The organism is Treponema phagedenis (genome assembly GCF_008153345.1).
In the GTDB taxonomy this organism is placed as follows: Bacteria; Spirochaetota; Spirochaetia; order Treponematales; family Treponemataceae; genus Treponema; species Treponema phagedenis.
Window position 1 is genome coordinate 1346249 of the sequence record NZ_CP042818.1, and the last position, 12485, is coordinate 1358733.

Genomic DNA, 12485 nt, shown 5'->3' on the forward strand with positions numbered 1-12485 from the left:
AAAAGATGAGCGCATGTTTAATATACCCAATATCATACACTTTGTCAAACAAAACTATTTCAAAATGTCTTTAATCTGTGATAATTTCACCCCTATATTTTACCGATGTCTTTAATCTGTGATAATTTCACCCCTATAAGTTTTCAATGAATATTTCGCCCCTATATTTTACCGAGGTGAAATTATTGACTTGTTACACTAAACTGGAGGAATGAAATTATTTATGAGCATTGATCAAATTACACGAGGACATGTTATTGCCAACTGCCTAGAGGGGAGATGTACGGTACAACAAGCTGCGCTTCGATTAAACCTTTCACGAAGACGCGTACAGCAATTAAAAAAGGCGTTCAAAGAAAAGGGTTTAGCAGCAATGCTGCATGGCAACAGTCAGCGTCCCTCTGCAAAGAAGACCTCGAAAGAAATTGAGCAGCGATTACTTGCGCTGCGAAGCGATCCCGCATTGTCAAAAAGCAATTTTTTGCATTTTCATGAAATAGTAACTGAAGAATATCAATTGCAGCTGTCATATTCGACTCTGCGCCGTATTCTGTTATCACATGGAATTTGTTCACCAAAGAAAAGACGAACACGAAAGAAGGTGCATAAAACGCGCAATAGAAGAGCTTGCTTCGGAGAGCTGTTGCAAGTGGACGCAACCCCGTTTCCTTGGTTCGGCGGGAAAGAAAAATCCGCATTACATGCTTTTATTGATGATGCGCGCGGAATGATTACCGGTCTTTATTTATGCAAAAACGAGTGCCTGCTCGGATATTTAGAAGTTCTGCGGCAGACACTCGAAAATTACGGACTCCCTGCCGCTCTTTATCCGGATAAGTGTAGCGTTTTTTTTGTTAATGCAAAAAAACAGTTATCCATTGAGGAGCAATTACAAGGAACCAAGGAACAAGTAACACAATTCGGCAAAATTATCAAGTACTTAGGAATCGATATGTTCCCGGCTCATTCATCACAAGCAAAAGGACGTGTTGAGCGATTATGGCAAACATTACAAAGCCGACTCCCTGTTGAATTTGCACGACGCCACATCACAACCATAGAGCAAGCAAATCAATTCTTAAAAGAGTATATCGGTATTTTCAACAAACAGTTTGGTGTTCCGGCCTGCGATTCATATTCAATGTTTGTACCGACACCAAAAACACTCGATCTTGATAAACTGTTGTCATCGGTTATTACGCGCAAACTTTCAAGCGGATCTACCATCTCAATCAAAAACCATTTGTTTAAAATTGAGCAGAATAAATTCGGCGCAGGCACAATGGTAAATGTATTGATTTCCCAAAAGCATGGTATACGCGCTTTAATACATGATGAATTCTATCCGATTGTACCGCTCGATGATATATACCGAACCGATACGGTTGGACGAACCGGAGACCTGCCTCAAGTAGTTATTGACTTGATTTATGAATTCTTACTTAAAGATGCAAAAGCAGGATAACTCGATGTGTTAAGGGGTGCAATTTTCATTGCAAAATTAACCCCATTTAGGGGTGAAATATTCACTGGTTATTGACAACAAAACTATTTTAAAATCACGACAAGAGCACAAAACTTATTTTTGGAATTTAGATAAAGTCCCTAATCTTGTATAAAAGCCCTATATAATGTTTAACCACGCCATCTAACTAAACACGAAATATGTTCTATTCTAAGTATAACGTTTTTTTAATAACTCGATCTGTTTTTTAATACATCTTACTCAAAATGTAAAAAATTTTATAAAAAAGAGTCCGACACTACGGTTTGGTTTTGACGTCCTTGTCAAAACCAAACCTATGAGTTTGAAAACTCCGAGTACGCTGTGATAGTTTTCAAACTCAATTCTATGTGGAACCACCGCCATCCGTGGCGGTTCTGATTTTGCCGTCCATGGCAAAATGAAACCTGCGAGTTTTAAAGCTTCCTGTTATAAAAAGGAGCTTGACACGGCGCAAGGGCGAAGTTTTGAAAATTTACTTTAACTTCGCCAACGAGTTTAAAAGCTTCAATTTTACAAAACAGTGTTGATGCTTTTAAACATCGTTTGGAATTGAGCAACGGTGGGCAATTTACCATAGTGATGCTTAAATCCGCAGTCCCTATTGTTGATACTCCGATTTGTATAACAGGGAAGTTAATTACAAAACGCTGTACTACGTTTGGAAATATTCTTACGACTTTTTCCCTGTGGTGTATTTTTTCATTTAAACGCTCAAGACAAATTAGAGAAAACATCAAACCGCAACGCCCATGAATGTACGATTTTTACTCTACGTTTGTGTACTGCAACGCGGAGTTCAAGGGGTGGCTGTCTCTGTTTGTGTGTAAACTTTGTGGGGTTTGTTAAAAACTTTGTCGTAAAATTTCAGTTGTTTCATCATGCATCATATTGGATATTGGCAAAATGAAAATAAAAATCGATTATAGCAGGTATGGGAGCAAAGAAAAAACCTGATTTGCGGGAACGCTTGTTGGAAAAAGGAGCGGACAGTCTTTCCGATTCTGAGTTGCTTGCAATTTTACTCAGGACGGGCATAAAGGGAAAATCGGTAATGCAATTAGCCGAAGAAATATCCATGCATGCGGATAGGCACCAAGCTGAAAACATTGACAGAATTCTCTATTCAATCAAGGGGATGGGAGAGGGTAAAATAACGACAATTCTGGCGGCTTTTGAGCTTGGAAGAAGATATTACGGAGTTGGTAATCAAAAAATAAAACATCCGTCCGATATTGTTCTTTTTTTGCGTCATTATGCTACGCGAAAGCAGGAGCAATTTATTGTTGCTTCTCTTAACGGTGCCCATGAGATTATTGCCATTCGAGTTGTAAGCGTAGGCATTCTCAATAGAACGATTGTCCACCCTCGCGAAGTATTTGCGGATCCGCTTAGCGATAGAGCGGCTTCGATTATTATTGCACATAATCACCCGTCCGGCAGTCTTCAGCCTTCTGAAGAAGATATTGCAATTACCGAACGTTTATATGAATCGGGTTCTTTATTAGGCATTCAAGTGCTTGACCATATAATTTTAGTTCCGAACGGTGATTACTATAGTTTTGTTGAAAATAAAATGTTTGTAGCTGAAAAACTTTTAGGAGAAAAAAAAGTGCTATAATTTTACCTGCGATAAATGTTGTTACACGCAATTATTGCAAATTCAGCTGATATTTTTAGTTTGGCAATTTTTCTATGCTCTCAATAATTCTTTCGGGAGTTGCCGGATAATCACAGATGTTAGTGCCAAGCGCATGATTGATTGCATTTAATACGGCGGGAGCCGGAGCTACTGCTGCAATTTCTCCTACGCTTTTTAGCCCATAGGGAGCTGTTTCGTCTTCAGTTTCGATGAGCATCACTTTTACGGCAGGCATATCTTGTGCATTAAGAACATGATATTTTGACAAAGTCTTATTTTTAATAGAACCGTTAGGCTCTCGAATAATTTCTTCCGAAAGCGCCATACCAAGAATAAATTGGCAGCCGCCGTGAATCTGTCCTTCTACTAACAAGGGGTTAATAGCCTTTCCGATATCGTGCACAGCCAATAAATCAGTGATTTCAACAAGCCCTGTTTTTTTATCTACTTTTACTTCTGCAAAACATGCGGCAAAGGCTGCGGGATTTGATTTTGGAACATGATGAATATATACCGAAGTAGGATTTGATAAACTCTTTTCTGCCATTGTTGCAATTTCTGCATAGGTATATGTTTTGTCTGAATTTTTTATTTTTACAGTACCGCAATCACTATACATATCTTCTAAGGGGATATGCTCGATGGTATGCAGTGTATTAAAAATTTTTTGTTTTAGTAGTGTGCCTGCTTCAATCAGCGCTCCGCCTGCTACAAATGTTACGCGGCTTGCCTGTGTTCCCGCAGAGTCGTACGGGCTTATTGCCGTATCAGCTTCCGTGATGGTAATGTTTGCGGGATTCATATCTATTGCTTCAGCTGCAATTAAGCAAAGAGAATCAATGGTTCCGCAGCCTTGTTCATGGACAGCAATTTTTACGAACAATGTTCCGTCCGGATTCAATATCATTTCAACATTGGTAAAATCCGGAAAGACTCCAAGATAACCGTTCCCGTGTGTTGCGCAGGCAACGCCGACTCCGTATGCGTACCGGTCGGTGTTTTTTTTATGAATGTGTTCATATTTTTCTTTCCAGTTAAAGACTTTCATGCCGGCCTTAATGCAATCTTTGATTCCGGCCTTTCCTAAATTAGGCCCTCCGACAGGATCATCATCATAGGGATCAACAAGGTTCTTAAGTCTGAACTCACAAGGATCCATCCCTATTTTTTTTGCGGCATTGGTGATATTGATTTCGGAAACTGCGTGCGATTGAGGCCCGCCATAAGCCCTGCATGCTCCGCCGGGAATTCCATTGGTATAAAATGCCTTCCCGTGAAATTCCTGATTGTAAATTTTATATAATCTAAAAAGTTTTTTTGCATATGCATTTATGATGCTGGTATTATTGGTATCATATGCACCGCCATCCACTAAGGTTTCTACTTTTCTGCCTAATATGGTTCCGTCTTTTTTTATTGCTGTGGTAATTTTTACCTTGGTCGGGTTTCTTGTAAAAGTGCCGATAATGCTTTGTTCCCGATCCATGTATACTAACACCGGTCTTTTTATAATCCATGCGACGGCTCCTGCGATAAGTTCTAACAGTGGTTGTTGTTTCCCTCCAAAGGAGCCTCCCATATTCGTTTTAATAACTCTAATCTTTGAATAGGGAATTTGTAAAATACGAGCCATGTGCATCTGAATAGCAAAAACAATTTGACCCGGACTATGTATTACGAGATTACCGAAAGTATCAAATTCCGCCAAGGCTGCGTGGGGTTCAATCGCCAAGTGATGTGTCCTTGGTGTAGACCCTGAATCTTCAATGATATAATCAGCTTCATCAAGTGCTTTTTTAAAATCACCGCAGCCAATTTTTTTTTCATAGGCTAAATTAGAATCCCGTTTAATAATTACTGTATCTTTTTGCGCATCATCAAGGTTGGTTATTACCGGCAGTTCTTTATAATGCACAATTATTTTTTTTATTGCCTCTTCTACCGCATGTTTATTTTCCCCTAAAACTAATGCAATTCTATCTCCTACAAAACGAGCTCTATCATGTAATATATATTCATCGTGATAGGCGGAAATGCCGGTAAACCATTCCATGCAATTATACGGAATGTGGGGAATATCTTTATAGGTTAAAATTGTGTAGATACCGGGAACAAGTAACGCTTCATCAAAATCAAAACTGATATCTGCATGAGCTTTTTCGCTTAATACCAATTTTCCATATAGCAGCATATGTCTTTTTATGTCCGCAGTAAATTTTGTAACACCCGTTACTCGATCAAAACTATCTTGCCGTATAAATTTTTTTCCAACATATTTATAGTTATTCATTGTAAATCCTTTAGTAAATCTTCAATTAAACCTTGCACTGCAATTTTTTTATAGAATTTTGAAGAGCGATTCGGAATTGCATTTTCTATTTCATTGGAAGCGATTGTTTGTAAATCGTGAAGGCGAATATCATTAATATTTTTATTTTCAAGATATGATTCAATAAGATGAGCTTTAATAGGTTTAATTCCGACTGCTCCCAAATACACGTTTACATGAGTTAAAGTTGTATTTTTCGGGATATATTCCAGGGCACAACTTATTTTGGAAATAGTAACTGCTTTTCTTGCTCCTATTTTTTTAAATGCGCTTACCCGCTTTTTCTTAGGAATCAATATTTCAGTTACGATTTCTTTTTTAGATAAAATCGTTTTTTCTTTGCCCAGAATGAATTCATGTATTGGAACTGTTTTTTCAAGTCCTTCAAAGTTCAGAATTTTGATGCGTGCATCATAGGAAAACAAAACTAAACTGCAATCAGCAGATTGAGAGGCGTTGCAAATATTACCTCCAATCGTAGCCCGATTTCTTATTAGTGTAGAGCCTAGCTCATATGCAGCTTGGTATAAGGCTTTGTAATCAGTTTTTACAAGAGGACTTTCGCAGAGTTCACGCATTGTTACTAACGCTCCTATTTGTAAATACTCGCTTGTTTCATTGATATGAGCAAATTCGTTTATTTTTGTAATGTCGATAATATCATATACTGTGTGCTTACTGTTTTTTAGCTGAATTACTAAATCAGTTCCTCCCGCAATAATAAACGTTGTATCATTACTTTTTTCTAATAAACCAAGAAGTGTGTTTTTATCTTTAGCGGCATAAAACATTATGTTCTCTCCTCTATGGCGGCTTGAATGGCTTCAATGATTTTGATGTATCCGGTACATCTACATAAATTGCCTTCAATAGCTCGTTTAATATCTTCAAGCGTTGGATTCTTATTATGCAGCATGAGGGCTTTTGCGCTGATTAAAAACCCGGGAGAACAAAATCCGCATTGAACCGCGCCATACTCAATAAATTTTTTTTGAAGAATGTCCAATTCGCCATTTTGAGCAAGCCCTTCTATTGTTAGAATTTCGCATTCGTTTATTTGTCCTGCTAAAACGGTACATGAGGGAACAGCCTCGTTATTCAGTAATATCGTACACGCTCCGCATTCACCTTCGGAACAACCTTCTTTGGTTCCTGTCAAATCCAAGTTTTCACGCAAAAAATCAATAAGTCTTAGTTTTTCATCAACTTCGCCTTCAACGGGGGAACCGTTTACTATAGCATTAATTTTCATACCGGCCACCTAATCTTGTTTCACTGGATATCATGGTTATTAGTTATGTTATGATAATCGTTGATATCATCTATATCACAGCTTTCCATTGTATTATCAATCACTATATATTTTGCATTTTTATCGGTAATTAATGAAGCTCCCCTTCGTCATTTTTAAGCTGTAATAATTTTTCTTTATACTTTGAAGGAATAATTACCGATGATACTTTTTCTTTTTCGTATTTAGGATAGATAATGTACTACTGATTATTATAATACATATTCAACAAAAGTTTATAGTATTTACAGTTAAAAATGCTTGGTGTGCAATAAAAACCAGATATTCACTTGTATTTTCTGCTGCCACTACGCTTTTTTAATCGATTTCGATTTTCCTATTACAGCGTTCTGTAATTAACTCCCTGTGTAATGATCAGAGCATTAACAGGTTGCTTGCGGAATTCAGCATTCCTGTGGTAAATTGCCCACCGTTGTCAAAATCAGAACTGCCACGGGGGCGGTTGTTCTACGTAGAACTGAATTTGAAAACTCTCTAAGGAGTTATAAAATAAAGAGTGAGGGTACGGTAAAATTAACGGTAAAAGAAGTTTTTTTGCCGGGAACTTCCATTTGGTATAAGCCGCGTGCCAGACGTTTGGTAAAGCGGGATGAAAGGAAGTCGATTTTTTTTATGCAATAGAGTTTATCATAGAAAAGTTCTCCTCCGCCCGATTCTTTTTTAATTACGAGGGAGCTTTTATGTGGGCGGCGATTGATTGTTTCTATTTGAAAGACCGCAACTGAGGCAATTCGTTTTCGCTCTTCAAAAATAACAATATCGGTTAAAAAATTTTCTGCGCGTCGATTCGATAAGGTTTTTTCATCTTTTGCTTTTTTTTCGAGAAAATCAAAGGCTCTGCGGCGGAGACCTCGCAAGGAATTCTGCGAGCGGATATGTTTGAAGGCTTCGTCCATTTCGGCTGTCAATGCGCGATATTCAATTAAAAGAGAAAGCAGGCACTCTTTGGAAGAATGTAACTCGTTCAGTGGAAATATATAAGGAATTTTTTTATTCTTAAGTGCCTCTACCGAAATATTTTGTAGACAGTGCAAGGCTGTTTTTTCGTCCATTTCTTCAATGAGCGCTTTCGGTGTATACCGGCGGATAATAGCGGAAAAATTGGACGAATCAAGTTTTGATGAACACAGAACAAAAAGGTAGCTGAGTTTTTCTTCGGTTTGAATGTAGGCATCGATTACAATGGCACTCGCTTCAATACAGGCAAGCAATACCCGCATCTTTAAAAGCGCTGCTTTTTGCGTTGTGAATTGCCCGTTTAGCATAAAACACTTGAGACTGTAGATATATTCGTTTCGATAGAGAGCTTCTCGTAAAAATATTTCGTTGCCGCTCGGATATTGACAAACAGTATGCGTCATTATGCGGAGTATCGGCAGGAAAATACCGAAGAGTTAGGAAAAGAAATTGCGGACGAAAACTTCAGCTAAAATATTTTTACTCGACTAAGAAAAAAATAAGTAAACCTATTGACAAAAAAAGTAAAATACTTTATCTTACTCAACATTGTTACGGGCTATTAGCTCAGTAGGTAGAGCAACGCCCTTTTAAGGCGTGGGTCGATGGTTCGAATCCATCATAGCTCAGCGACAGGGAACACCAAGCAAAAGCTTGGTGTTTTTTTCTTTATGCAATTGCCATGCTGCTCTTTTATTATTATAATAAAAGAGCAGCATGCGTAACGAGCTTTGAATATTTTCAGATCAAATTATAACTCGCAATTCTCGCCTTTCGTAAAGCATGCTTAAACTTACCATAAGGATATAGGTATGAAACTTTATAGCAGAATACAGGTAGTTTTTATTGTCGCTGTTGCCGCCATTGTCGTAGGAGGCGGTGCTCTTTTTTTCGGATATCATTTATCACAAAAGCAAAATGCACATTCAATGCCGGCAGCGGAAACATCCGATATTCCGATTATTGCTGTAGCCCCCGCAGGTGAAAGTCTTCAGCCATATCCGGTTGCCGATAAGACAAAGTATACAGTTAATGAACAGGAAAATATTTCTGTATATGAGCAAACCAATGAGGCGGTTGTAAATATTACCACCGAAATAATGGGGATTAACTGGATTCTCGAGCCGGTGCCGCTTGAGGGCGGGTCGGGCTCAGGCTCTATTATTGATCCGCGCGGTTACGTATTAACCAACACGCACGTTATTGAGGATGCATCAAAAATTTATATTTCGCTACATGACGGCAGCCAATATAAGGCTTCAATTATCGGGATTGATAAAGAAAATGACCTTGCAGTATTAAAATTTACCCCGCCAAAAAACGTTCCCCTTACCGTTATTCAGTTCGGAGAATCGGATGGCTTAAAGGTTGGGCAAAAAGTGCTTGCAATCGGCAATCCCTTCGGATTAACGCGGACGCTCACTGTCGGTATTGTCTCTGCACTCGGGCGCCCGATTCAAAACGAAAAAAATATTGTCATCAAAAATATGATTCAAACGGATACCGCCATCAATCCGGGAAACTCTGGCGGGCCGCTTTTGGATACACAAGGCAGAATGATCGGGATAAACACAATGATTTATTCCACTTCGGGAAGTTCAGCAGGGGTAGGCTTTGCGGTACCCGTAAACACCGCTAAGCGCGTTGTTGCGGATATTATAAAATACGGAAAGGTACGGCGCGGCAGCATTGACGCTGAACTTGTGCAGCTGAATGCTTCAATTGCAAATTATGCGAGCCTTCCGACTGATAAAGGGTTACTTGTCTCTAAGGTAAAAAGCGGCAGTTATGCCGACCGTGCAGGCTTACGGGCAGGAACATCACCTGTTCGCTACGGGCTCGGAAGAAGGGCCGCTATTATTTACCTTGGAGGAGACATTATTGTTTCGATTGCGGGGCAGCCAATAAACGGGCTCAGCGATTATTATTCGGTTCTTGAAGACAAAAAACCTCACGAAGAAATAACCGTAACGGTACTTCGCGGAAATAAAAAAGTAAATTTAACAATGACGCTTTCAGAACGGACAGAATAACAATAAAACAAATTGAGGAAAAATCTAGTGTAGCGTTTTGTAATTAACTTCAGGTTATACAAATTGGAGCACTAACAATGAGGGAGTGCGGATTTAAGCATTCCTATGGTAAATTGCTCACCGTTGCGCCGTGTCGGACTCAGAACGGGCACCGACGCCCGTGGTTCCATACAGAAGCGACGTTTTAAAGCAGGACTATTTGCAAAGCTTTAAAACTCGCAGGTTTCATTTTGCCACGGACGGCAAAATGAAACCGTAGTGTCGGACTCTTTTTTATAAAATTTTTTACGTTTTGGGTAAGATGTATTAAAAAACGGATCGAGTTATTAAAAAAACGTTATACTAGTCAAGTTGTTAGCCGACCTTTTTATACCTGAGGTCGGCTCTCTTTTCTGTATCTTTATTGCTTGTGTGGTATCAGTGAAAAGAGTTTACACAACAGCCGATAAAAATTTTTATGGAAGATATTCCGTTTTTATGAAAATTATTGTCTGAACGTATAAAATATGGTATCTTGAAGATGTAAAAAAACCTAACAAGCGGTCTAAAACGGAATGCGTTTGCGTGGAATCATGTTTTGCTTTTAATTTTATCAGTAAAACAACTGTATTTTGCAAGATTTTGTTTTGCTAAATACAAAAAAAATTTGAGGATTATATACTTCTTCAAAAATTTTTATAGGAGGACGGAAATATGAGTTTGCCTATTTGTTTTCACAATGGCACAATAGTAAGCGGGTTTTCAAAAATGGAAAACAGCTGTGTCCTTTTGCAAGATGGCAAAATAGAAGATGTTTTTAGTGAGAGAAGATTTCAAACAAGACATTTTAATGCCGATGTCCGCATTATTGATGTGCAAGGGGCATTTATTGCCCCAGGATTTATCGATACTCATATTCACGGGTTTGCAGGTTACGGCACTGAAGACAATTCAACCGAAGCTATGTTGCAAATGTCAATTGAGCTTGCAAGATACGGTGTTACCTCTTTTAATCCTACCCTCTATCCGAGTGAACGGGACAATATGCTGAAATGTATACGTGCAATAGTCAAGGCAATGGGGAAAGAGAAGGGCGCAAAAATCATGGGCTTGCATTTGGAAGGCCCTTTTATCTCTTCGGAAAAACTTGGCGTGCAGCGCCCAGAAACGGTAAGTCCTGTTGATATGACTTTTATGGAAGAGCTTTGGGCTGCCTCTAAGGGGCATATTGTTAATATGACCGTTGCGCCTGAATTAAAAGGAATGCGTAAACTTGCCTTATATTGTGCGAAAAAGAATATCGTTTTACAGGCGGGGCATACCAATGCCTTATATGAACACATGATTGAAGGTATGCAGGCAGGAATATTTCATTCAACGCACCTTTTTAATGCAATGAGTCAGATGCATCATCGGAACCCCGGCGCGGTCGGAGCGGTTTTAATTCATCCGGAAATGTCTTGCGAAATTATTGCGGACGGAATTCATGTGCATCCTGATCTCATCCGGCTTTTAGTGCGGGATAAACCGCTTGATAAAATAGTACTGGTAACCGATGGGCTGAAGCCTACAGAGCAATACGAGGGGCAACTCATTGCGAACGGCGAAGAAGTTGTACATCGCGATGGCTGTTTTCATCGAAAAACCGATGATGTTATTGCGGGATCGAGTCTTTCAATGATACGCGGAGTTAAAAAACTTACAAGCTTCGGTTTGCCGGTGGAAACGGCGGTAAAGTTTGCAACAATAAATCCCGCTGAAATTATGCGCTATAGCAAACTCGGTGCGATTACTCCCGGCTATGAAGCGGATATCACTGTCTTTGATAAACAGTTTAATGTGCTTGCAACAGTTATAAAAGGATCATTAAAGAAAAATCTCTTTTAAGGTTGTCAGGACTTTTGCAGAAACTCGGCTGGTTTTGGTAATGCCTGATACGTTCTTCTATAACAGTCTTCCCGCATGGTAATGACTTACTGAAAAACACCGCGAAAAAAATTAAGGAAAACATTTAAAGATTGATATTTTTAAAGGTCCCTTTTATTTGCGGTATAGGTAATATCGTATTGAAGATTTTTAGTATAAAATTTTTACCGGAAGGGATTTATGTTGCTTTTTTGTTTTTATGTAAGAATTGAAAATCCAATAAGTACTTTCTGCGGGACATTACAAGGCGTAAAAGCTCGTCGTACATCCTATAATTTACTTCAAGCGCAATGGGAAATACATAAATTTCCGTTTCATCACTATACCGCTCAATAAATTCCGGATCATTTACAAAGCCGAGACTAATCATATTGCTGATTCTGTCCGCGCATTTTAAAACTTTTGCATTATGCGAGCCTTTTTTAATGATGTTTTTTAAATAATCAGGTTTGCTTTGTCTGGGGCGACGAGACACTTCCAAAACCAGCTCATAAACTTTCCCCGCTTCGGAGTCGATATTCAATAATTCATTTACATTAAAATCAGGAACATCTTCAATAAGATCGTGCACAAGAGACGCTTTCAGTAATACGCTGTCTATATAACCATAGTCGATAAGAATGCCCATCGTATCGATTTGATGGCGAAACATGTTACCGCCCGAATGCCGCTCTTTTCCAATAAGTAACGTTGCTAATTGCATATAGGGAGCAAGATAAATTCCATTTAATAAAAGCATTTCTTGTGTGTTCAAAATGATTCCTTTCTCATATCACTTAAAAATAAGGATTACTCGTATACTA

General features: G+C 38.7%; 9 protein-coding genes and 1 tRNA gene. 5 read left to right on the forward strand and 5 right to left on the reverse strand.

What is annotated here, in order from left to right:
• Positions 1 to 211 precede the first annotated feature (211 nt).
• Both FUT79_RS05955 and radC read left to right on the forward strand, forming a co-directional pair.
• Positions 212 to 1465, forward strand: coding sequence for an ISNCY family transposase (locus FUT79_RS05955; protein ID WP_148878728.1), 1254 nt, complete (start codon positions 212 to 214; stop codon positions 1463 to 1465).
• A gap of 973 nt (positions 1466 to 2438) precedes the next feature.
• Positions 2439 to 3125, forward strand: a complete 687-nt coding sequence (gene radC / locus FUT79_RS05965) for a RadC family protein (protein WP_002699885.1) — start codon at positions 2439 to 2441, stop codon at positions 3123 to 3125.
• A 55-nt stretch (positions 3126 to 3180) separates the two neighbouring features.
• On the opposite strand, the gene FUT79_RS05970 is transcribed toward radC, so the two are convergent.
• The 4 genes from FUT79_RS05970 to FUT79_RS05985 all read right to left on the reverse strand — a co-directional run bounded on the left by FUT79_RS05970 (position 3181) and on the right by FUT79_RS05985 (position 8148).
• Positions 3181 to 5436, reverse strand: a complete 2256-nt coding sequence (locus FUT79_RS05970) for a xanthine dehydrogenase family protein molybdopterin-binding subunit (RefSeq protein WP_002699887.1) — start codon at positions 5434 to 5436, stop codon at positions 3181 to 3183.
• Positions 5433 to 6266 carry an FAD binding domain-containing protein gene (locus tag FUT79_RS05975; protein WP_002699889.1) on the reverse strand — a complete coding sequence of 278 codons (834 nt, stop codon included), beginning with the start codon at positions 6264 to 6266 and terminating at the stop codon, positions 5433 to 5435. Before FUT79_RS05975 ends, FUT79_RS05970 begins: the two co-directional genes overlap by 4 nt.
• Positions 6266 to 6727, reverse strand: coding sequence for a (2Fe-2S)-binding protein (locus FUT79_RS05980; protein ID WP_024753392.1), 462 nt, complete (start codon positions 6725 to 6727; stop codon positions 6266 to 6268). The genes FUT79_RS05975 and FUT79_RS05980 overlap by 1 nt, the downstream gene beginning before the upstream one ends.
• Before the next feature lie 542 nt (positions 6728 to 7269).
• Positions 7270 to 8148, reverse strand: coding sequence for a hypothetical protein (locus tag FUT79_RS05985; RefSeq protein WP_024753393.1), 879 nt, complete (start codon positions 8146 to 8148; stop codon positions 7270 to 7272).
• Between the two features lie 152 nt (positions 8149 to 8300).
• Between FUT79_RS05985 and FUT79_RS05990 the strand changes: the two genes are divergently transcribed.
• From FUT79_RS05990 to nagA, 3 genes are all read left to right on the forward strand, one after another.
• Positions 8301 to 8373, forward strand: a tRNA-Lys gene (locus tag FUT79_RS05990).
• A gap of 183 nt (positions 8374 to 8556) precedes the next feature.
• A complete protein-coding gene (locus FUT79_RS05995; protein WP_002699896.1) occupies positions 8557 to 9777 on the forward strand; it encodes a S1C family serine protease in 1221 nt (406 codons plus the stop codon).
• A 693-nt stretch (positions 9778 to 10470) separates the two neighbouring features.
• Complete coding sequence (gene nagA, locus FUT79_RS06000; RefSeq protein ID WP_024753394.1) at positions 10471 to 11643, forward strand: N-acetylglucosamine-6-phosphate deacetylase; 1173 nt, start codon at positions 10471 to 10473, stop codon at positions 11641 to 11643.
• A 217-nt stretch (positions 11644 to 11860) separates the two neighbouring features.
• Here nagA and FUT79_RS06005 read toward each other — a convergent pair whose 3' ends face one another.
• Entirely contained in the window at positions 11861 to 12421 is a 561-nt protein-coding gene (locus tag FUT79_RS06005) for a hypothetical protein (RefSeq protein ID WP_148889793.1), read from the reverse strand.
• Between the last annotated feature and the right edge of the window lie 64 nt (positions 12422 to 12485).

What these genes read in the sequence shown, in the direction of transcription:
- FUT79_RS05985 (WP_024753393.1), bottom strand. Translation starts at nt 8,148, where the DNA reads ATGACGCATACTGTTTGTCAATATCCGAGCGGCAACGAAATATTTTTA.
- FUT79_RS05980 (WP_024753392.1), bottom strand. Translation starts at nt 6,727, where the DNA reads ATGAAAATTAATGCTATAGTAAACGGTTCCCCCGTTGAAGGCGAAGTT.
- FUT79_RS05970 (WP_002699887.1), bottom strand. Translation starts at nt 5,436, where the DNA reads ATGAATAACTATAAATATGTTGGAAAAAAATTTATACGGCAAGATAGT.
- FUT79_RS05955 (WP_148878728.1), top strand. Translation starts at nt 212, where the DNA reads ATGAAATTATTTATGAGCATTGATCAAATTACACGAGGACATGTTATT.
- nagA (WP_024753394.1), top strand. Translation starts at nt 10,471, where the DNA reads ATGAGTTTGCCTATTTGTTTTCACAATGGCACAATAGTAAGCGGGTTT.
- FUT79_RS06005 (WP_148889793.1), bottom strand. Translation starts at nt 12,421, where the DNA reads ATGCTTTTATTAAATGGAATTTATCTTGCTCCCTATATGCAATTAGCA.
- FUT79_RS05995 (WP_002699896.1), top strand. Translation starts at nt 8,557, where the DNA reads ATGAAACTTTATAGCAGAATACAGGTAGTTTTTATTGTCGCTGTTGCC.
- FUT79_RS05975 (WP_002699889.1), bottom strand. Translation starts at nt 6,266, where the DNA reads ATGTTTTATGCCGCTAAAGATAAAAACACACTTCTTGGTTTATTAGAA.
- radC (WP_002699885.1), top strand. Translation starts at nt 2,439, where the DNA reads ATGGGAGCAAAGAAAAAACCTGATTTGCGGGAACGCTTGTTGGAAAAA.